The sequence below is a fragment of the Lentzea atacamensis genome (assembly GCF_003269295.1).
GTDB classification, from domain to species: Bacteria; Actinomycetota; Actinomycetes; order Mycobacteriales; family Pseudonocardiaceae; genus Lentzea; species Lentzea atacamensis.
Map to the genome: position 1 here is coordinate 754,704 of NZ_QLTT01000003.1, position 20,007 is coordinate 774,710.

Below are 20,007 nucleotides of genomic sequence, written 5' to 3' on the forward strand. Positions count from 1 at the left end.
ACGGCGGTGCGCGACAAGAGGTCCAGACCATCGCCGTGGCGGCGGCGCATCATATTCAGAAGCGCCGCAGGCGGTTAGCCCATTTGCAGCACCGAAGTTTCGGACTTAGATCCGGCCGTTTCGTCCGTTGGACCCTTCAGGGAATTCTCCTTCGACCCATCGAACGTGAGGTTCCCATGCGCGGACTGGTCAAGGGCATGCTGGCGGCGGCCGCCGTCCTGATCCTGACGGGATCGGCGGTCGTGCCGGCGACAGCACAGGAACAGCCCGATCCGTTGACCCCGACCATCATCGGTGGCGTCGATGCCACCGAGAACTACGGCTTCATCGCCTCGATGCAGGGCAACTCCGGCGGACACTTCTGCGGCGGCGCCCTGATCCGGCCCACCTGGGTGCTGACGGCCAAGCACTGCATGGCCGGCGAGGTCCCGAGCGGGGTGCAGATCAGGATCGGCAGTAACAACCGCAACTCCGGCGGCACGGTGGCCAGGGTCAGGCGCTGGGTGGACCACAGCAACGCGGACACCTCGCTCGTCGAGTTGACGGCGCCGGTCACACACCAGCCGATCTCCATCGCACCGGTCGTCGCGCCCGGTTCGACGGTGCGGCTGCTCGGCTGGGGCGCCACGACGTGCAATCCCGGCGGCGGTTGCGGCGGCGCGCCCACCAACCTCAGGCAGGTCGACGTGCCCGTGCTGCCCGACAGTGCCTGCGGCACCGGGCAATGGGTGATCTGCCTGGACAACAAGGACGGCAAGAGCGCCTGTTACGGCGACTCGGGAGGCCCGCTCCTGGTGGGCACACCCGGCAACTGGAGGCTCGGTGGTGACACGTCCGGTGGTCCCGCTGTCTGCGGCACCGCGCGCTTCTACTACGCGGAACTCCAGGGCAGCGTGAACACGTGGATCAACAGCGTCGCCGGCCCTGACGGTCCTCCTCCTGGCAACAACCTCGCACTGAACAAGCCCGCCACGGGTTCGGCCGCCTGCAACGCGAACGAAGGCGCCGCGAAGGCCGTGAACGGCAGCGTCTCCGGTGGCACCACCGACAAGTGGTGCTCGACGGCCGGGACGAAGTCGCTGCAGGTCGACCTCGGCTCCGGCCATGCGCTGAAGAAGCTGGTGGTCAAGCACGCTGGCGCCGGCGGTGAGTCCGCGACGTTCAACACCAGGGACTTCGATCTGGCCGTGTCGCCCGACGGCAGCACCTGGACCACGGTGACGACGGTGCGCGGCAACGCGAGCGGCACCACCGAGCACGCGATCGGCAACAGCGCCAGGCACATCCGTCTCACGGTGGTCACCGGTGCGCAGTCCGGCGGGAACGTTGCCCGCATCTACGAGTTCGAGGCGTACGCGTAGCCGAGGGGCAAGCGTGTCCACCTGATGAACACCGTTGACGAAGACGTCCAGCCGCACCGATCTTGGCTGCATGACTCAGATCGGAGTGTTGGTCGGAAATCCGCGCCCGGCCTCGCGCACGTGGCATGCCGCGCTCGCGCTGCGCGATGCCGTGCGACGGGTGCTCAGTCTCGGTGTCTCCGGCGCGGGTCCGCTCGTCGACGCGGCGGACCTCGCTCAGGAGGTGTTCGCGCCGGGGGCGGAGAAGGTCCGTGCGGCACTCGCTGAGCTGGCAAAGGCCGACGTGCTCGTCATCGCGACGCCGACGTACAAGGCGACGTACACGGGACTGCTCAAGGCCGTGCTGGATCAGGCACCAGCGGGCTGGTTGCGCGGCAAGGTCGTGGTGCCGTTGCAGGTCGCCGCGTCCGACCGCCACGCTCTCGCGGTCGAGCTGCACCTGCGGCCGTTGCTCGTGGAGCTGGGTGGACGTGTTGCAGGACAAGGGATCTTTCTCAACGAGTCGGAACTCGCGAGCACGCCGGAGGAGTTGACCAGCGCCCTCGTGGAGCGGCTCGACGCCGGTGCGTTGAACGCACTCGTCTCGGCGCCGGAGCTCGTGTCGTGAGCACGGTGTCCGAACAACTTCGCACAGCGCTGCGCGGCCATCCGCAGGCGGTCACCATCGTCACCGCGGCGAGCGCGGGCGGGCCTGTCGGAGTGACGGTCAGCTCGTTCGGCTCGGCGAGCCTGCACCCACCTCTGATCGTGGTCTGGATCGGCGAACGCGCGTCCGCGTGGCCAGTGCTGCGCACGGCTCCGTTGTTCGCCGTGCACCTGTTGGGTGCCGAGCAGGCCGAGCTCGCAGACCTGTTCGCCCGCACCGGCGCCGATCGCTTCGGGCCGGACACGGCGTGGGCGCCGGACAGCGACGGCGTGCCCCATCTGCTCGACGCGCCGATCCGGTTGCGCTGCCGTGCTGTTCGCCGGATCGCGGTCGGCGACCACGTCGGGCTCGTCGGCGAACCGGTCGAGATCCAGCACGCCTGCCACGCGAACCCGGCCACGCCACTCGTCCGCCACCAGGGCCGCTACACCTCGGTCGGCTGATCTCAGCCCTGTAGTCACTTTCTGTAGCGACGCGCTCACCAGCCGAGATGTGGGCATGAACACTCGCCTGTGACGTTCTCGTGTTCATTTCGTAATATGGCCCGCCGTGTGACCATGCCCCGTCCCCGACGCAAGGTGTTCCCGAATGCCGGGCCGACATAGAACGAAGCAGACACCCAGCCGGAAGCTGCCCATCGCAGTCGCCGCCACCCTCACCCTGGGTCTGGTCGTGACCTTCTGGGTCGTCCGCACTTCCGACCAGCCGATCGATCCCACCGGAGCGGCCGCCCAGCTGGCCGCCTCGTCGACCCCCGTCAGCCGGGACCTGCCGCCTGTCACGACCTCGACCACCGCGCCGCCGTCCTCGCAACCTCCGACGACCACGACGACGACCGCGCCTCCGGTGACCACGACCCCACCGAAGATCGCCACACCGCCGCCCGCGCCGCCCTGTCCGACCGTCCTGGACGGAGTCAAACCGCATGTGGCGCAAGTGGGTCACCACCTCGCGGGCAAGTTCGGCGTCAACGACATCGGGGGCGCCGCCGGCCGTGGCGGCTCCGGCGACCATCCCGCCGGCCTGGCGCTGGACTTCATGGTCGACACCGCCACTGGCAACGCTCTGGCCGACCACGTGCTGGCCAACCGCCGGGCGTTCGGCGTCACCTACGTGATCTGGCGCCAGCGCTACAACGACGGCAGTGGCTGGTCGGCGATGGAGGACCGGGGTAGTCCCACGGCCAATCACATGGACCACGTGCACGTGTCGTTCCAGGCGAGCGCGACCGTCAAGGTCACCTGCTGACAATTCGTCTGCGGAGATCATTCGTTGTTGTCACCCGATCGGTCTAGTTACGTAGCCGGTCTGGACGACGACTTCATGGATGCGAGCTTCGACCGCTCAATCCTGGAGGTCATTTCCGAATGAGACGTCTCCGAAGACTCTGGCTGTTACCGGTGGGCGCGGCGCTGTCGCTCGTGACCACTGGTGTCAGCCAGGCCAACCCATTTCCGAACAACTACGACAGTGCGGTGGCGGACAGCTCGCTGCACACCTTCTGCACCACTTCCGGATTCACCACCGACCGCACCGTCGCCACTTACGCGATGTCGGTCCTCGACCTCACCACCGACATGACGGATTCCGATCTGGGCGGTTGTTCGAGTTTCTCGACCGACGTGTGGTGGTGGCAACAGGATCTGCCCGGCACCTTGCGCGGTGAACGTTCCTGCTTCTCGCACAGCAGTCCTGGGGTGTGCGACTCGTCCGACGTCAAGCTCGACTACGGGCAGCTCGACATCGGCGACAACGACTGGGAAGACCGCCGCAAGACCTCCGTGCACGAACTGGGGCACAGCGTCGGACTCGGCCACGACACGATCAGCGCCATGATCTCCGGCGAGGTTCCCAGCACCGCACTGCAGTGGCGCCGGTACAGCGCCCACGACATCGCCCACCTCAACGCCCAGTACTGAGAGGAGCCTGACATGCGACGATCCATCATCGTGACCGTGATCGCGGCAGGCAGCCTCCTGCTGACGGCGTGCGGCACCACCACCAACCCGTCCGCCGGCGCTCCGGAAGGCGGCTCGGCCGAGGCCTTCGCCGCCCAGCTGGGCCGCGACTACCACGCGGACTACGACCCCCTGGCTTCACCGCGCCGGGCACTCGACCTCAGCGACCTGATCGTGCGCGGCACCGTCGAGGAAGTGTTCGACGGCATTTCCACCACCTTCCCGGACAAGCAGAGCACCGAACGGGCCCAGGGTTCCCACGTCACATTCCGGGTCTCGGTCGCAGAAGTCCTGTCCGGTCCCGCCGACGCGGTCAAGGACCGCACCGTGTACGTCCAGGTGTCGAAGAGCCGCTCCATCCCGACCGGGGATCTGGCGAAAGCGAACCCCAGGGCGCAGGCGGTGCTCATCCTGGACGACATCACCGACTGGAAACCCGCGCCGAACGCAACCGTGAATCGTCCGGATCGGATTCCGGACGGCGTTCCACTCTACTTCGCGTTCACCGACGGCCTGTGGATGCAGGGCGCGAATGACAAAGCGATGGTGAGCAGCACCGCCCACCGCGAGGATTTCGCGCCTGCGTGGGGCAAGCCGAACACGCTCGATGATCTCGTGACGGCCATCAAGAGGGCCAAGTAGATTCGTGGTGGGGCGTTTCCGGATTCATCGGAACAGCCCCATCACGGTTCCTCGTCGTCATCGGACGGGTGCTCGTAGGCGAGTTCGAGCGGCTCGCCCCGGAACACCCACTGCGTCAGCGTCGCTCGACTCTCCGGCTGCCTCCGGCGCGACGAACACACAGACGTTGGACGTGCCTTTCCTCTCCGCATTCCTGGACCCTGCATCGAGACGACACGATGGTTGATGACAGCTGCGAACAGGTGAGCACTTGGTTGGAGCGGGTTCGTGAGTCCGACGCGGGATTGGTCCCTGGATCAGGGTCCGGGCCGGACCGCGAGCCCAGGTGCACCAGACGCCTTGAAGTTCGCCCACGCCGCAGGATCGCCGGTGTGGTAGACGATCGCCTTCTGGCTGCCGGTGAAGACGTCGGCCTCCTGCCTGGGCGGTGTCGAGCCCAGGTAGACCGCGGTCAGTGCCGGATTGCCGCGGACCGCGCCCGGCCCGAGCCGGGTGACGCCCGGTATGACCACGGTGGTCAGCTTCGCGTTGTTGGTGATGGCGTTGTGCCAGACCGTGGACAGCCGAGGGGCGTGGACCCAGCGCAGGTTCGAGAAGCCCGTGACCGCGTTCTTGTCGATCTCGGTGAGGGCTGGCAGGCGCAGCCCGATGAGCTTGTTGTTCAGGTCGAAGCAGTTGATGCCCAGGTACTCCAGCTTGGGCAGGTTGACCGACACCAGCTCGTGGCTGTCGTTCAACGCGTTGCGACCGAGCCGTCGCAGCGCGGGCGCGGTGAAGTACTGGAGACGGGAGGCGTCGTCGAACGCGAAGTCGTCGACTTCGGTGGCGTTCGGCAAGTTCACCTTGACCAGGTACTGGTTGCGGCGGAAGGCGTCGTGGGCGATCGTGCCGGCGTTGGGCAGGTACAGGACGCTCAGCTTGGCGTACGGGGCGTGCCCGAAGGCCATGACGCCGATCGACCGGGCGCCGCGCAGCCGCACCTCGCCGAAGTTGTGGTTGCTGAACGCACCGTCGGGCACCGCGTCCAGGTCGTCGAGGACGAGCTGCTTGACCCAGGTGTCCCACCAGCCGTTGTGCCAGAGGTAGGGGGATTTGCCGCCCCGGGCTTGCTGGCCCGCGCACGGCAACCCGGATGCGGGGGTGCATTCTCGTCCACCCTGAATGCTGCGGAGGTTGTACACGTGGAGCCGGCTGAGGTTGCCCAGGCCGAGATCGCGGTGCACGCCCTGCAGCGCGGCGAGGTCGCCGTCGGAGAGCGCCGTGCCGCCGGTGAGGTACAGCGCGATCCCGGTCGCCTTGGCAAGTTCCGGTTTGCGTTCGGCCAGGCGGGCCTTGAGGGCGTTGGTGGTGACGTCGTACTGGAACGCCAGGGTCCCCTCGGCCAGTTGGTGGTCACCGGGTTTGCTGACCTGATAGCGGTAGCCGTCGTTGCGGCGCAGATCGGGGTCGTTGGCGAACACCGGGTCCGGTCCGGGATCGGCGGCCGGATCCTCGGGCAGCGTGCCGTCGGAGTACGGCAGGCTCGCTCGAACGGATCGTCGTTCCGTACTTGGCGTGGTGGACGTCGTGGAGACCTGCGCCGACGTGATCGTCGTGCCTGGTGGGCGTGACACAGTGACATCGGCGGCGGCCGGCGGCTCGGAGGAGTCTCCGCTCGAAACGAGGACGACCGCTCCGGCGCCCGAGACGGCCAGGACGATACCGACGACGGCAAGGATCGTTTTTCGTTTCGTGTCGGTGTTCATGCCACTGCCTCGGAGTCAGAGCGGATGGTCTGCCCGATACCGCCGAACGGACGTGGTGCCGGTCCTGATCACACTGGAGTGTGAACGCTAACACGGAGCCTCGGCGCCGACCGCCGCGTACCGAGTCGGCGCTGATTTGTGCGAGTGATGCGCATTCTCGTTGCCGCACGAGCTCGCGGTCGTTGTTCAACAGGTAGGGATCTTGCGGAACGGGGGCATGATGACGAGTACGGAATTCGGTGGTGTGTCGGCTGATGGTGTGTTGCGCACGCACCAGCAGGGCGGCGCGTTGGTGGTGGAGATGTCTGGAGACGTCGACGTGGCCACGGTCAATCCGATAGCGAACGAGCTGATTGGCCTGGTTGCCCGTCGTCCGCGCGCAGTTGTCGTCGACCTGCAGGCTGTCACGCATCTCGGCTCGATCGGCGTCACCCTGCTGCTCGACGTCCAGCAATACGCTGACGAGTTGTGCATCCCTTTCGCGACGACGGCGGCGAACCGGGCAGTGCTCAGGCCGTTGCGGCTTGTGGGCGCTGACCGCGTGTTGCGGCCGCATGCGACGCTGCCGGGTGCGGTGTCCGCGGTGCACGGCTGAACAGAACCCTCGCAGCGGGGTTGACGGTCCACAGTGGCCGATCACGCCGTGCCACAGACCCTGCCCATGCGGATGAGTGAGCACGTGCGACGATCCAGGTCGTGGAGGCGGAGATCGTTTCACGTGCGGTGGCCGCGGCGACAACACTGGCCGGAGAGCTGCATCTGCGGGTCGACCACGCTGCAGTGATTCACAATTCGAACAAGCTCGCCCTACGCCTGTTGCCGTGTGGCGTCTTCGCCCGCGTAGCACCGGTGGGGCAAGAGGTAGCCGCGCTCGAGGTCGAACTCGCTCTACGACTCGCTGAAACCGCGTGCCCCGTCACACCGCTGGAGCCCCAGGTTGAGCCGCGGGTCTACGAACGCGACGGCTTCGCGGTGACCCTCTGGACTTACTACGAGGTCGTGTCTCCTGATCCGGGCTTCCCGGGCGCATACGCGGAGGCGCTCCAACGCCTGCACACCGGCATGCGAAGCGTCGAGATCGCAACCCCGCACTTCCTGGACCGCGTCGCAGAGGCTGAACGGTTGGTCACGCACCGAGACGAAACCCCCGCGCTCACGGAGGCCGACCGGCACCTCCTCCTGGGCACGCTGCAAAGCGCTCGTGAACGGATCCACAGTCGCGGTGTTCCGGAGCAGCTGCTGCACGGCGAACCGCATCCTGGCAACGTCCTCAACACCCGTGACGGCCTGCTGTTCATCGACTTGGAGACGTGTTGCCGTGGCCCCGTCGAGTTTGACGTGGCGCATGTGCCGGAGGAGGTCAGCGCGCGTTATCCGGATGTCGATCAAGTTCTGCTCGCGGAGTGCCGGCGGCTGGTGCTTGCGATGGTCGCCGCCTGGCGTTGGGACATCCGTGATGAGTTCCCGGACGGGCATCAGCACGGCCGAGACATCCTGTCCTTGCTCCGCCAGGGTCCGCCGTGGCCCGCACTCGGTGCTCTCGTCGCCGAGTGAGTCAGTTCGCGCGACGACGGCGGGCGAGGCGGAAGCCGCGGTACAGCAGGATCGGCCCGGCGGCCAGCCCGGCCACGGCCCCGATGGCGGGCGCGATCATGCCCCACACCGCCCAGCCCGGATCGTTGTACGCACCGGGAGGGCGACGCGTTCGGGATCGGCGGGGTCGTGGACAACCGTGATCCGGTCACCCGGCCTGGTCGTGGGGGCGGCGTCGCCCAGCGGGATCTGGTGGCTCGCATCCCTGCTGACAGGAGCGTGAAGGCGATGATCAGGTCGAGGGCCCGATGTTCGGTGCCGCTCCGACGGACAAGCACAGCTCCCTGAGGGATGGACGATCAACGGTCGTGGCAGTCTGGCATCGTCCTGCGGTTCCATCAACCGGTTATCGAGGTGTCGTCACCCGAACATCGTCCATCGCCCTTCGGAGACGACCTCGACGGAGCCGTCGACGACCTTGATGGCTGTCTGTTCGTCGATGGCGTAGGCAGGGACGCCGATGCCGGCGGCCCACCGCTCTGCGTCGGCCAGGGTGTTCGTGGGAAAGGCGTCCAGATGCGGGAAGATCGCGAAGTCGACGACTCCCAGGGTGCGGTCGTCCGGCGCAGAATGCCATTCGACGAAGTACTCACCGATCCTGGGCGTCATCACCATGCTTCCGGCACTCACACCCACCCAGACCGTGTCTGGCAGCGACGGCAGCAGATCTGCCAGCCCGGACTCGCGCATCCAGTGGCACAGGTACGTCGCGTCGCCACCGTCGACCAGGAGCACGTCCGCGTCCCGGACCCAGGGGACCCATCGCTGCGCGCCGATGGTGGGCAGTGCGGTGAGCTCGAGGACGCCGAGCGATGCCCAGCCCAGGCCGGAGAAATGCCGCCACACCGGCTTGGCAGCTACGAACTCCTGCACCGATGCCGGACCGCACATCGGGTGACCCCACTGGGCTGTCGGGACGCAGAGGGCGTGGCACTCGGAGATCGGCTTGCCGAGAAGCTGCACGAGCGCCGTGTGGATGCTCGGGTTCGTGACGCCGCCTGACGTGAGCAAGAGCTTCACAGCTGCCTCCAAATCGTGCGCGAAAGGTGGATGTGTCTGCAGACTGCGGCCCGAGCTGGGACTCATCGCAGTTCGCGCATCCTGTTGGGAGGTTCTTCAGGTTGCCAGGCGCGATCGTCTTCTGCGCCGACCGTCCTCGGCTTCGACTGGCGTCACGGCACGACTGGAACTGCAACTCGGACCTCGGCTCCACCACCCCGCAGAGATCGCGACCGCATCGTCGCGAGGCACTCCGCGACCGCGTCCACGCGGCGATATTCGATCGCTGCCACCCGACCCTCTGCGGCAGCATGAGGAAGCCGAGACGTCCGGAGGGGGCGGATGATCCTGCCAGAATCGGAAAGACCTGTCCGCAAGAACGCGGTGCCGCTCGCCCTGCGCCTGTACGGAAAGGAATTGCGGCGCCACGGATTCATGTCCGTGGGCGCACTCGTGCTGCCCGCGCTGGGCGTCACGTGTCAGCTCTATCTCGCGCCGTTGGCGGTGGGCGGGCTCGTGGGAAAGCTTGCGGCTGATGGCGACACAGGCCTCGGCACCGTCCTGCCGTACGTGCTGGCCTTCGGCGGCTTCATGCTGCTGTCGGAACTGTTGTGGCGCATCGGCCTGCACTGCCTCAACCGCGTGGACGGCCGCGGGATCGAGAACCTGTCCGCCCACGCGATGGACGAGCTGTTGGGGAAGGACGCGGCGTTCTTCCACGACAACTTCGCCGGGTCGCTCACCAAGCGGGTGCTGAGCTTCGCGTTCCGCTTCGAGGACTTCGTGGACACGCTGGCGTTCAAGATCTTCGCCAACCTCATCCCGCTGGGTTTCGCCTGCGTCGTGCTGTGGAGCTACAACCCGGTGCTCGTCGCGGTGCTGGTCGGCCTGATCCTGGTCACGGGATGTGTGGTCGCGCCGCTCATCCGCCACCGCCAGCGGCTGGTCGACCAACGCGAGGCTGCCATCGCCCAGGTGTCCGGCCACGTCTCGGACACGCTCACGAACATGGAGACGGTGCGGGCGTTCGCCGCCGAGCGGCGCGAGGGCGCGGAGCACCGGACCCGTGCCGCCAAGCAGCGAACGCTGGCACTGCGGTCGTGGGACTACAACAACCTGCGCATCGACACCGTGATCGCGCCGCTGTCGGTGCTCACGAACGTGCTCGGCCTCGTGGTCGCGATCGGGGTCAGCGACGGGCTCGGCGTGGAGGCGATCGTGGTGACGTTCGCCTACTTCGGGAACGCGACGCGGATCATGTTCGAGTTCAACCAGATCTACCGGCAGGTGGAGAGTGCGCTCACCGAGGCAGCGCAGTTCACCGAACTGCTGCTCGACCCGCCGACCGTGCTCGACCCGAAGCACCCGGAACCGTTGCGCGTGAAGGACTCCCGGGTTCAGTTCGAGAACGTCGTGTTCACGCACGGCGGCGGCGAGCCGCTCTTCGACGGGCTCGACCTGGACATCCCGGCGGGCACGCGGATAGGGCTCGTCGGCCGCTCCGGCGGAGGTAAGACCACGCTCACCCGGCTGCTCCTGCGGCTGATGGACGTCGATCGGGGCCGCATCCTCATCGGCGGCCAGGACATCGCCCGCCTGAGCCAGGCCGACCTGCGCGGCCTGATCGGGTACGTGCCCCAGGACCCGGCCATGTTCCACCGGACGCTGCGCGAGAACATCGCGTTCGCACGGCCAGGCGCGACCGACGCCGAGATCCACCGCGCCGCGCATGCCGCGCACGTGACGGAGTTCGCGGACGCGCTGCCCGACGGGTTCGACACGATGGTCGGCGAACGCGGCATCAAACTGTCCGGCGGACAGCGGCAGCGGGTCGCGCTGGCACGCGCCATCCTGCGTGACGCGCCGATCCTGTTGCTGGACGAGGCGACCAGCGCGCTGGACTCGGAGAGCGAGGTGCTGGTTCAGGAGGCGCTGTGGCGGCTCATGGAGGGCCGCACCGCAATCGTCGTGGCACACCGGCTGAGCACGGTCGTGCGGATGGATCGGCTGATCGTGCTCGACCGGGGCCGGATCGTCGAACAGGGCACCCACGCGGAACTGCTCGACGTCGACGGGACGTACGCGAAGCTGTGGCGCCACCAGTCCGGCGGCTTCCTCGACGAGGCGGTCGGCACTCGTTGATCAGCCGCAGTTCTCACCACGTGACGGGGAGCGACTCCACGCCGTAGATCACCGAGGCGTCGTACATGCGCAGGTCACGGGTGGCTGGGCGGAGCGGGAACAGGCCTTTCAGCACCTCGTCCAGTTCGGTGCGGGCCGAAGCCGAACGCCACGTGGCCGGCACCGGGTGGGCGGCTCGCGTTGGCGGCGGGCAGCGAAACCACCACGCCCTCCCTCGCATGCACCGGCACGCGACCGACAGACGTGTCGGCAACCGCCACTCGGCGCGGGCCCGTTTGCACCACGCTCCAGCCGGCCAGCAGGTCTTCCACCGAGCGGGGCGGGTCGGTCAGGACGGCCGGGCCGATCATGCTCGACTTCGTCTGCACGCTCGCGGCCACCACCAGGCGCAGGTTCACCACGGCCTCGTCCTCGGTCAGCTCGCCGGACGCGACCAGCCTGCCCGTAAGGTCGTCGGCCGGACCGCGGCGATCGTCGACTGCACCTCGGACTCCGGCACACCGATCAGACGCAGGATCACCGCCTGCGGCACCGTCAGTGCGACGACCGGGATCAGGTCGGTGCCGGGGCCCTGCGCTCGCAGATCGGCTACGGCGGAGGCCACGCACGACGCGATCAGGGGTCGCATCCGTTCCACCCGGTGCACCGGGAACTCGCCGGTGAACAGCCGCCGCACCCGCCGGTCCGCCGCGGGCAGGCTCGGATCGGCCGAGAGCACCGGGTCGGACAACGCCTCCCGCGCGTCCTCCATCGAGTCACCAGCCAGGCGGCGGAGCTGTTCTCGGCGGCCACGCGGTACGGCTTGTGATCGCCCATCGCTGCCACTGCCTCACGCCACTTGTGGCAGCTCGCCTACCGAGTGCCTCGAGCACAGCGACCAGTTCCACGCGAATCTCACACGGACATGTGAGGTGCCTCGTCGGCGTCACCATGCCGAGCCCGCGCCTTTCGTCGCCGTTTCCGGTCGAGCAGCCACATGACCGGCGAGGCGGAGAGCCCGTGCAGCAGGATGGACCCGATGATGACCAACCCGACGATCCTCCACACCGTGGTCTGATCGGAGAACTGGCCTTCCTGCAGAGCGTAGGTGACGTAGAACAGCGAGCCGACGCCCCGGACGCCGAAGAAGGCGATGACCGCTCGTTCTCGCGGTCCTGTTCTGCCTGCGACGAGCCCGATCCACCCGGTCAGCGGACGCACCAGCAACAGAATCACGCCGACGACCAGGATTTCGTGCCACCTGACACCGTCGAGCAGGCCGGTGGCGGCAGCGCCGCCGAGGAGAAAGACGATCAGCACCGTGAGCATGCGCTCGGCCTGTTCGACGTAGCGGTGCAGCACCTGGTGGTAACCGTGGTGACGTTCGCTGGCCCTGACCGCGCAGGCGCACACGAAGACCGCGATGAACCCGTAACCCTCGATCAGCTCGGCGATCCCGTAAGCGAGAAAGGTCGCGGCGAGGGCGACGAACCCTTCAGCGTGCTCGGCCAGACGCAACTTCTTCGACGGCGCCGAGAAGAACAGCTTCCCGAGCGCCCATCCGATCACCAGGCCGACGGCAACCCCGGAGACGAGCCGCCAGGCCACGTCGACGGCGAGCCAGTGCGCGAGCCATCCAGACGGCGCGGCTCCGACGACGCTGATCGCGATGGCGGCGTAGGTGAACGGGAAGGCGAGTCCGTCGTTGAGGCCGGCTTCGGAGGTGAGCGCGAACCGCGCCTCGTCCTCGTCGGACTCCGGGTTCTCCGCGGGTTCGGCGACCTGGACCTCGCTCGCGAGCACGGGGTCGGTCGGAGCGAGGGCGGCCGCGAGGAGAACGGAGGCCCCGACGCCCAGGCCGAGCACGCCCCAGCCGAGCAGGCCGACGGCGATGATGGACAGTGGCATGGTGATGGCGAGCAGGCGCCAGGTGCTCGCCCAACCGCGCAGACTGACCGCGCGGTTCAACGCGAGGCCGGCTCCCATCAACGAGATGATCACGCAGATCTCGGTCACGTGGAGCAGCACGCTGCTGTGCTGCACGGGGTCGGGATCGGGCAGCGGCTCGACCGCGGAGAAGGTCAGGGCGCCCGCGCCCAGGAAGAGCATCGGCATGGAGATCGGCGCGCGGTCGAGCAACCGCGGCAGGAGAGCGGCGGCGAGCGTCGCGAGGCCTGCGCCGGTGTACAACAAGGGCCCTGGATCCACGGCGCGCCTTCCACTCGAACCTCGAACGGACCAGATACCCACTTGACCGGGGTGGCGAAACAGCACTCGCCTCGCCGTCAGGTACTTCACCGGGGACCTGTCAGACATCGGGATGGCCGCGTTCGTGGACGGGTGTGGCATGCGCGCGGCCGCCGAGATCGGCGGTTCACGAGGTGTTGAGCATGGCGGAGGTGCGGGTGAGGCTGCGGAGGGCCACATGGCATCGAGCACCTCCTCCAGCCGCGACGGGTCACTGCTCGGCGGGCGGAACGCCCGCCGAACCGAGCAGGACCTCATCGGCACCATCTCTCCACAGTGGACTCGATGAGCGGATGACATCACTCCCAGAACACTTGGAGCGCCTCGGATGTCAGCTGAGACAGGCCGTGGGTGGTGCAGTCGGTGTTGGGGTGAACCACCGGATAGGCGTTGGCGGTGTCGCCGGCGAGGGGGCCGTGGGTGAAGTAGGCGCTGATCGTGATCCGTCCTGCGGACGGGTCGGTGTTGACGGTGATGTCGAACTTGCTCTTCTGACCGGTGTTCCAGGTCAGCACGGCCTGTTCGGTGATGGTCATCACGGGTGCGCAGTGGTCGCCGAAGTGCCGGGTCGCCGTTCCCGTCCCGGTGCGTACACCTGATTTCAAGCGGGTGTACTTCCCGTTGGGCGACTGGCAGTTCACGAGCCCACCGCCGACAGTGGCGTCGGCGGTGGTGTTCGTCGGGGTCAGCGATGGGGTGAAGTCGAACTGGAAGTTGCCGGTGCAGGTCAGGTCTCCGGTCTCCGCCTGTGCCGGGTGGACCACGGCAACGGTCAGCAACGAGGCCAAGGCGAGCATGCGAACTGGTCTCTTCATCACGGGTTCTTCTTCTACTGGGTCCGTCATGCGGTGGAGTGCCGCCAGCCGAGCGAAACATCTGCACGAATCGGTGATTCGACACGCTCAACGACGATGATCCCGCCGTGTGTGCGGCAACTGACCGGCATGCAGTACAGGCGTCACCCACACCAGCATCCTCGCCGTGGTGTTCACCCGCGAATGCAGTTTGATCACCGACGCCCACCAGCCCAGATTCAGCTCAGGCAGTCACAGCCGACTTCGACACCCGCCCAATGCGCGGCCTGACGTTCAGTCCGTTTCGGACACTCCGTCGAACGTGCACACGAGACCGCCCAGCTCGTCTTGCCACACTCGGCCGCGGACGCCGTAGACCTCGCGCAGCAGTGCGGCGTCGACCACGTCCTGCGGGACGCCCTCGGCGTGCACTCGTCCGTCCCGCAGCGCCACGACGCGGTCGGAGTAGCGGACTGCCTGGGTGAGGTCGTGCAGCACCGCGACAACGGTGAGCGAGCGTTCGTGTTGCAGCCGCCGGACGAGGTCGAGGACCTCCAGCTGATGCCGGACGTCCAGGTAGGTGGTCGGCTCGTCCAGCAGCAGCACCGGTGCGTCCTGGGCCAGCGCCAGCGCGAGCCGGACCCGTTGCCGCTGCCCGCCGGAGAGCTGGCCCACCGGGCTGTCCGCCCAGTCCTGGGTTCCGGTGTCCCGCAACGCCGCGCGCACCTCGTCGTCGTCCGCCTCGGTCAGCATTCCGAGCGGACCCCGTGCGGCGTAACGACCTTGACGTACCAGCTGGCGCACGGTCAGGCCGCTCAACGGTGGCATCGTCTGGGGCAACAGCGCGATTCGTCGTGCGACTGCACGGCGACGCAGGTGCGCGAGTTGTTCCCCGTCGACCAGCACCCGGCCCTGGTCCGGTGTGTGCAGGCCGGCCAGCACCCGCAGCATCGTCGTCTTGCCACTGCCGTTGCACCCGAGCAGCGTGACCCACTCCCCGCCGCGCACCACGACGTCCACTCCGCGCAGGACCACCTTGCTGCCGAACCCGGCCCACACGCCTTCGGCGCGCAACTCGCTCACTCGGACCCTCCCGTGATCGACGATGAACTCCGGCGGGCAAGAGCGATCAGCACCGCCGCTCCGGCGAGTGCGGTGACCGCGCCCGCGGGAAGACCCGCCTCGGCCCTGCCGACCGCGGTGGTGACGAGCTGGGCCGCGGTGTCGGCCAGCGCGAGCACACCCGCGCCGATCAGGGCGGCGGCAGGTACCAGAAAGCGGTGTGCCGCACCGGTGAGCCAGCGCGCCGCGTGCGGTGCGAGCAGACCGATGAACGCGGTCGCACCCACTGCCGCCACGGCCGCCGACGTGGCGAGCGCCGCCAGCGCCAGCACCACGTTGCGCCACGGCGTGACGGCCAGCCCGACGGCCAGTGCGTGGTCGTCGTCCACGGCCAGGACGTCCAGCACCCCGGCGATCGCGACCGACGCCACGAGCACCACGGCGAGCACCGGCCACAGCGGCGCCAGGTGCTCCCACGTCCGGCCCACGAGCGAACCGAGCAGCCACCGCGTCACGGCACCGGCGAGCTGCGGCCGGGCGGTGAGCAGGACGAGCGTCAACCCGGCGAGCACAGCGGACACGACCACCCCGACGACGGCGAGTCTCATCGCGTCCCCGCCGAGCCTGCCGGCGAGCATCCACAGCACACCGCCTCCGACGACGCCGCCGACGAGCGCGGCGGCGGCCATGAACGGAGCGGTGGCCGCGACGCCACCCGCCACGGACGCGCTGACCGCACCCAGCACCGCACCCGACCCGACACCGGTGATCTCCGGCGCTGCCAAGGGATTGCGCAGCACACACTGCAGCAAGGCGCCCGCCACACCCAGGCACGCACCAGCGCACAGCGCGACCAGGACCCGCGGCACCCGTAGCTCGACGATCACCGAGTACGCGTGACCATCGCCTCCGAACAACGCGGCCGCCGTGTCCATTGGTGACAGTGAAGAGCCGGTCGCGAGCTGTGCGAGTGCGCACACCGCGACCACGGGTACGAGCAGCACCAGGGCCGGCCATCTCCAGCCGATCACGACGAGCTCCTTGCCGTACGGGTGCCGCGCAGGATCAGGCCGAGACCGATGACGACGGCGACGAGCGCGGTCAGCCCGCCGACCGGTAGTTCCACCGGGTGCAGGACGGTCCGAGCGGCCACGTCCGCGACGACCACCACCAACGCGCCGAGCACCGCGGACCACGCCAGCCGCTCCACCGCATTCGTGTTCGGCCGCCAGGCCTGGGCGATGCGGACCGCGAAGAACCCGACCCAGGCGATGGGACCGCACGGCCCGGCCACCACCGCGACGAGCAACGACGCCACGGCCAGCACGGCGGTCCGCGCGGCACCGGTGCGCAGCCCCAGTGCGGACGCGGTGTCGTCACCCAGCCGCAGCAGGTTCACCGCGGGCAGGACCACCACGGCGGCCGCCATCGCCACCACCGTTCCCAGCGCTGCTGAACCCACGGCCTGCCAGGTGGTACCGGTGAGCGAACCGAGCAGGTAACGCACCAGCACGCCCTGTTCCCGCGCGTCCACGAGAGCACCGGCCGCGATCATGATCGCCTGGCAGGCCGCACTGACCGCCGCGCCGATCAAAAGCACCGCGGCGGGGCTCGTAGCACCTCGGACGGCGAGCAGCGTGGCGAATCCGCCCACCGCCGCACCGAGCAACGCCGGCACCACAGGAGCACCCGGCACGGAGACGCCGAGCGCGACGCAGACACCGACCGCGGCGCCGGCGCCGCTGGACACACCCAGCAGTTCCGGCACCGCCAACGGGTTGCGCAGCGCTTCCTGCAACAACATGCCCGCCGCCCCCAGGCACGCGCCGGCGATCACGCCGAGCACCAGCCGCGGTGCCCGCACGTGCGCCACGATGACGTGCTCCAGCCCGTCCGCCGCGGACAGCGCCGGCCACAGCCGGTTCACCCCGACGAACGGCTGCCCCAGCATCAGCGCGGCCGCCGCGATCGCCAGCGCCAGCGCGGCGGCCGCCGCCACGCGAGCTGTCACGCGGGAACCTTCTCCAGCGCCTCGTCGATGATCGCCGCCATGCTCCGCGTGCCACGCCCGGAACCCCACAGCTTCGCGTGCATCTCGTGCACGCGCTGCTGCTTCACCGCCGGGATCTGCTGCCACACCGGGTTGTCGGCCAGTTGCGCGCTGAGCGTCCGGTCCTTCGCCGAGAACAGCAACGAGTACACGAACACGACGTCGGGTTGGCGCGCGAGCAGCTCCTCGACGTTGTAGTTGCTCGCCGTCGCGACATCGCCGCCCTTGCCGGGGAACGGGTAGTCGAACAGCTTCGCGAGCAGGTCGCCCTTCAGCGAGGCCGTCGTGTCCACGCCGATGGAGTCCACGCTGCCGTACATCAGCAGCACCTTCTTGCCGGCCTGTCCGCTGGCGCGAGTGCGCTCGACCGCATCCGCGAGCTTGCCGCGGAACTTCTCCTCGGCCGACCGTGCCTGCTCCACCCTTCCCGTGAGCGCGCCCAGCGCGCGCAGGTAGCCGACCGACTGCTCCCACGTCACCGGGTCTGGAGTCCACAGGGGAGCAAAGCGCTCGATCGCCTCCCGCAGGGGGTCGTGCACGCCGGGAAGCCCGATCACGAGGTCCGGCCGCATCGACGCGATGGCCTCGACGTCCTCACTGCCGAACGTGCCGGGCACCACCGGTACCGCCGCACCCGTCTGTTCGCCGAGCAGTGCCGGGTGCTTGATCAACGCCGGATTGCTCGTGCCGACCGGCGTGAGTCCCAGCGTGGTCACGATGTCGTCGCACAGTCCGTTCAGGCAGACGATGCGCTCCGGCTGCTTGCTGACGGTGATCTTCCGCCCAGTCGGGTCGGTGACGGTCAGCGACGGCTCCAGCGGGGCTACCGCGCGGTCGATCGACGGCCGGGAGGAGCCGCTGGACGGGGGCGTACCGCTGTCCGCGGGCGCGGTGGAACAGGCCGTGGCGGCAGCCGCGACGGCGAGGAACAGGACGGCTCTGCGGACAGCAAGGCTTGGACGGGACATGCGCGCCTCTCACTCGGGACGGGTGGTCACCCGGCCGGGACTGCTCGCACCCGGCTGTGGAGATGATTATCATGTGCACATGGGTCGGCGCACCCCGGTTACCGCGCTGTCCGGTTTGCTCGGCTCTGGCTCGAACCTGCGCACGGCGTGTCGCGTGACCGGCGAGGAGCTCGCGCGTGTGGCCGCCTCGGGCGGCTGGCACCCGCGACGACGTCGTGCTGCACCACCGCTACGTCGCCGACATCGCCGAGAGCACCAGGGCCGCCCTGTCCACAGTGGACCCGTTGTACGCGAAGTACGGTCACAACACCCGGGCCGCGGTCAAGGTGTACCTCGACGCGGCGTCCGAGCAGGCTCCCGCGCCCGTCGCCGAGAAGTCAGCCTCGAGTCGCTCCGCCTCGATTCAGGTGCCGGGCTGCAGATCCACCCCTGACCGCGTCAGGTCCGCCGGCTGGGCGGCACGTACTCGAACGTCGGGCCCGCTGTCGCCGTCCCGTCCTCCAGCGGCGTCGCCATCAGTGCCTGGGCCTGGGCCTTCACCTGGTACATCGTGCCCACGGTGGCGCCGAGCCGTGCGGGTTCGCCGTTGAACGCTTCCTCCAGCTGCTGCAACAGCAGGCAGTAGGTGACGTTGAACCGCTCCTGGGCCACGCGGATCTCGCTGCCCTCCGGGTGGTCGGTCGTGCGGGGGTTCGGCCGCATGGGCATGACCGCGTCGAAGTCGACCACGATCGGCTCGCCGGTCGGACCGGACTGCGGCGTGTCACCGGTCTGGTAGCGACGGCCGTGCTTGAGCTCCTGGAACCGGTAGTAGTGCGCTACCTCGTCCCGTTCGGGGTGGAAGACGTCGCGGTCGCCGTCCCAGACGTCGGTGCGCGCGGCTCCCTCGCCCTGCTCGGTGATCTCGGTCAGCGCCGCCAGCGCGGACTGCAGGTCGTGCACCGGGATGACCGCGCCTCCTCCGCCGCGCAGGTGGAACTCGCCGACCTGACGGGCAGGGTCGCCGGTGAAGACGGCGTCCTCGCCCAGTTCGTCGCACAGCCTGCGGATCCCCGCCTCGATGGCGGCGTAGAACTGCCCGATCGTCTCGTACTCGTTCGCTTCGGGTGGTGCACCCACCGGAGCGGGCTGCTCGATCCGTGAGAACAGCTCCAGGGCCTCCGGGCCGAACGGGACGAGCTGAACCTGGAGGGAACGGTCGCCGTGTGGCAACGGGTGCGGGTACGGCGGCAGCAGCTCAGGGGTGTCGAGCCTGGGCTCACCGCCGACCGCGTTGAGCAGGTTCGCCGCGAGCGCCAGGTGCAGCATCTCCTCCGCGAGCACGCTGCCGACCACCTGCACGGCCTCGGCGTTGCGGCCAGGGTCCAGCGAGTACAGCGCACACAGGTACGGAGGGATGGTCGCGTGCTCCAGCTCGATCGCCCACTGCAGGTGGCGTCGGAGATCCTCGACGGTCTCGATCGCACCACCCGAGGGCCGCAGCTCGACCACGACGCGGTAGGAGGCGGGTTCCGAGGTGATGTGCAGACCGGGATCGTCGAACATGCGCTGCAGCGAGGCACGCCACTCGGTGTTGACGACAGCCCTGTCCAGATCGGTCCCCGAGCTCCACTCCGCGATGTGCACGAACCGCACGTCCGGTCCGCCGGCGAGTGGCCTGTGCAGGCGGGAGCGCACGAAGCCGGGCTGGGCAGACATGATCCGCGCGTTTTCGCGGTACACGTCGACGAAGTGCTCGGCCTCGTCAGCCGGCACGGTGTAGTTCTTGATCACGACGACCGGCTCGCTGGTGCCGGTGCTCGATTCCAGGGATTGGCTCAC

Annotated in this window: 20 protein-coding genes; 9 read left to right on the top strand and 11 right to left on the bottom strand. The window is 68.6% G+C overall.

What is annotated here, in order from left to right; genetic code table 11:
• Positions 1–176 precede the first annotated feature (176 nt).
• From C8D87_RS46930 to C8D87_RS17890, 6 genes are all read left to right on the top strand, one after another.
• Positions 177–1,361, top strand: coding sequence for a trypsin-like serine protease (locus C8D87_RS46930; RefSeq protein WP_109636577.1), 1,185 nt, complete (start codon positions 177–179; stop codon positions 1,359–1,361).
• A gap of 70 nt (positions 1,362–1,431) precedes the next feature.
• Positions 1,432–1,968: an NADPH-dependent FMN reductase gene (locus C8D87_RS17870; RefSeq protein ID WP_109636578.1), complete on the top strand. Its 537-nt coding sequence runs from the start codon at positions 1,432–1,434 to the stop codon at positions 1,966–1,968.
• Positions 1,969–1,973: 5 nt separating this feature from the next.
• Entirely contained in the window at positions 1,974–2,450 is a 477-nt protein-coding gene (locus C8D87_RS17875; protein WP_233442155.1) for a flavin reductase family protein, read from the top strand.
• A gap of 145 nt (positions 2,451–2,595) precedes the next feature.
• Positions 2,596–3,255 (top strand): hypothetical protein, encoded by a 660-nt coding sequence (locus tag C8D87_RS17880; RefSeq protein WP_112227514.1) that lies wholly within the window; start codon positions 2,596–2,598, stop codon positions 3,253–3,255.
• A gap of 119 nt (positions 3,256–3,374) precedes the next feature.
• On the top strand, positions 3,375–3,926 hold the full coding sequence (locus C8D87_RS17885) for a hypothetical protein (protein WP_146771749.1): 552 nt from the start codon (positions 3,375–3,377) through the stop codon (positions 3,924–3,926).
• Positions 3,927–3,956: 30 nt separating this feature from the next.
• The gene (locus C8D87_RS17890; RefSeq protein ID WP_146771750.1) at positions 3,957–4,607 is read left to right on the top strand and encodes a hypothetical protein; all 651 of its coding nucleotides are present in this window, start codon (positions 3,957–3,959) and stop codon (positions 4,605–4,607) included.
• A gap of 296 nt (positions 4,608–4,903) precedes the next feature.
• Here the strand turns inward: C8D87_RS17890 and C8D87_RS17895 are convergent, their stop codons facing one another.
• Positions 4,904–6,352, bottom strand: a complete 1,449-nt coding sequence (locus C8D87_RS17895) for a leucine-rich repeat protein (protein ID WP_112227517.1) — start codon at positions 6,350–6,352, stop codon at positions 4,904–4,906.
• A 217-nt stretch (positions 6,353–6,569) separates the two neighbouring features.
• On the opposite strand from C8D87_RS17895, the gene C8D87_RS17900 reads away from it, so the two are divergent.
• Positions 6,570–6,947 (top strand): STAS domain-containing protein, encoded by a 378-nt coding sequence (locus C8D87_RS17900; RefSeq protein WP_146771751.1) that lies wholly within the window; start codon positions 6,570–6,572, stop codon positions 6,945–6,947.
• Between the two features lie 101 nt (positions 6,948–7,048).
• Positions 7,049–7,906 (top strand): phosphotransferase family protein, encoded by an 858-nt coding sequence (locus tag C8D87_RS17905; RefSeq protein WP_112227519.1) that lies wholly within the window; start codon positions 7,049–7,051, stop codon positions 7,904–7,906.
• A gap of 399 nt (positions 7,907–8,305) precedes the next feature.
• On the opposite strand, the gene C8D87_RS17910 is transcribed toward C8D87_RS17905, so the two are convergent.
• Complete coding sequence (locus C8D87_RS17910; protein WP_112227520.1) at positions 8,306–8,965, bottom strand: Type 1 glutamine amidotransferase-like domain-containing protein; 660 nt, start codon at positions 8,963–8,965, stop codon at positions 8,306–8,308.
• A 321-nt stretch (positions 8,966–9,286) separates the two neighbouring features.
• Here C8D87_RS17910 and C8D87_RS17915 point away from each other — a divergent pair, with 321 nt between their 5' ends.
• Entirely contained in the window at positions 9,287–11,086 is a 1,800-nt protein-coding gene (locus C8D87_RS17915) for an ABC transporter ATP-binding protein (RefSeq protein WP_112227521.1), read from the top strand.
• 74 nt (positions 11,087–11,160) lie between these two features.
• Here the strand turns inward: C8D87_RS17915 and C8D87_RS45140 are convergent, their stop codons facing one another.
• The 9 genes from C8D87_RS45140 to C8D87_RS17955 all read right to left on the bottom strand — a co-directional run bounded on the left by C8D87_RS45140 (position 11,161) and on the right by C8D87_RS17955 (position 20,007).
• A complete protein-coding gene (locus C8D87_RS45140) occupies positions 11,161–11,487 on the bottom strand; it encodes a cytochrome P450 family protein (protein ID WP_146771752.1) in 327 nt (108 codons plus the stop codon).
• A gap of 14 nt (positions 11,488–11,501) precedes the next feature.
• A complete protein-coding gene (locus C8D87_RS17920; protein ID WP_112227522.1) occupies positions 11,502–11,837 on the bottom strand; it encodes a cytochrome P450 family protein in 336 nt (111 codons plus the stop codon).
• A gap of 143 nt (positions 11,838–11,980) precedes the next feature.
• Positions 11,981–13,273 carry a cation:proton antiporter gene (locus C8D87_RS17925; RefSeq protein ID WP_233442156.1) on the bottom strand — a complete coding sequence of 431 codons (1,293 nt, stop codon included), beginning with the start codon at positions 13,271–13,273 and terminating at the stop codon, positions 11,981–11,983.
• A gap of 338 nt (positions 13,274–13,611) precedes the next feature.
• Entirely contained in the window at positions 13,612–14,127 is a 516-nt protein-coding gene (locus C8D87_RS17930; protein WP_146771753.1) for a hypothetical protein, read from the bottom strand.
• A 273-nt stretch (positions 14,128–14,400) separates the two neighbouring features.
• Positions 14,401–15,189, bottom strand: coding sequence for an ABC transporter ATP-binding protein (locus tag C8D87_RS17935; protein ID WP_233442157.1), 789 nt, complete (start codon positions 15,187–15,189; stop codon positions 14,401–14,403).
• The gene (locus C8D87_RS17940) at positions 15,186–16,199 is read right to left on the bottom strand and encodes a FecCD family ABC transporter permease (protein ID WP_233442158.1); all 1,014 of its coding nucleotides are present in this window, start codon (positions 16,197–16,199) and stop codon (positions 15,186–15,188) included. Before C8D87_RS17940 ends, C8D87_RS17935 begins: the two co-directional genes overlap by 4 nt.
• The gene (locus C8D87_RS17945) at positions 16,196–17,179 is read right to left on the bottom strand and encodes a FecCD family ABC transporter permease (RefSeq protein WP_233442159.1); all 984 of its coding nucleotides are present in this window, start codon (positions 17,177–17,179) and stop codon (positions 16,196–16,198) included. Before C8D87_RS17945 ends, C8D87_RS17940 begins: the two co-directional genes overlap by 4 nt.
• Positions 17,176–18,186 carry an ABC transporter substrate-binding protein gene (locus C8D87_RS17950; RefSeq protein WP_112227525.1) on the bottom strand — a complete coding sequence of 337 codons (1,011 nt, stop codon included), beginning with the start codon at positions 18,184–18,186 and terminating at the stop codon, positions 17,176–17,178. Before C8D87_RS17950 ends, C8D87_RS17945 begins: the two co-directional genes overlap by 4 nt.
• Positions 18,187–18,624: 438 nt before the next feature.
• Positions 18,625–20,007: a ferritin-like domain-containing protein gene (locus C8D87_RS17955; protein WP_112227526.1), complete on the bottom strand. Its 1,383-nt coding sequence runs from the start codon at positions 20,005–20,007 to the stop codon at positions 18,625–18,627.

Coding starts and splice junctions, on each gene's coding strand:
- C8D87_RS46930 (WP_109636577.1), top strand. CDS start 177: ATGCGCGGACTGGTCAAGGGCATGCTGGCGGCGGCCGCCGTCCTGATC.
- C8D87_RS17870 (WP_109636578.1), top strand. CDS start 1,432: ATGACTCAGATCGGAGTGTTGGTCGGAAATCCGCGCCCGGCCTCGCGC.
- C8D87_RS17880 (WP_112227514.1), top strand. CDS start 2,596: ATGCCGGGCCGACATAGAACGAAGCAGACACCCAGCCGGAAGCTGCCC.
- C8D87_RS17885 (WP_146771749.1), top strand. CDS start 3,375: ATGAGACGTCTCCGAAGACTCTGGCTGTTACCGGTGGGCGCGGCGCTG.
- C8D87_RS17895 (WP_112227517.1), bottom strand. CDS start 6,352: ATGAACACCGACACGAAACGAAAAACGATCCTTGCCGTCGTCGGTATC.
- C8D87_RS17900 (WP_146771751.1), top strand. CDS start 6,570: ATGATGACGAGTACGGAATTCGGTGGTGTGTCGGCTGATGGTGTGTTG.
- C8D87_RS17915 (WP_112227521.1), top strand. CDS start 9,287: ATGATCCTGCCAGAATCGGAAAGACCTGTCCGCAAGAACGCGGTGCCG.
- C8D87_RS17920 (WP_112227522.1), bottom strand. CDS start 11,837: ATGGAGGACGCGCGGGAGGCGTTGTCCGACCCGGTGCTCTCGGCCGAT.
- C8D87_RS17930 (WP_146771753.1), bottom strand. CDS start 14,127: ATGAAGAGACCAGTTCGCATGCTCGCCTTGGCCTCGTTGCTGACCGTT.
- C8D87_RS17950 (WP_112227525.1), bottom strand. CDS start 18,186: ATGTCCCGTCCAAGCCTTGCTGTCCGCAGAGCCGTCCTGTTCCTCGCC.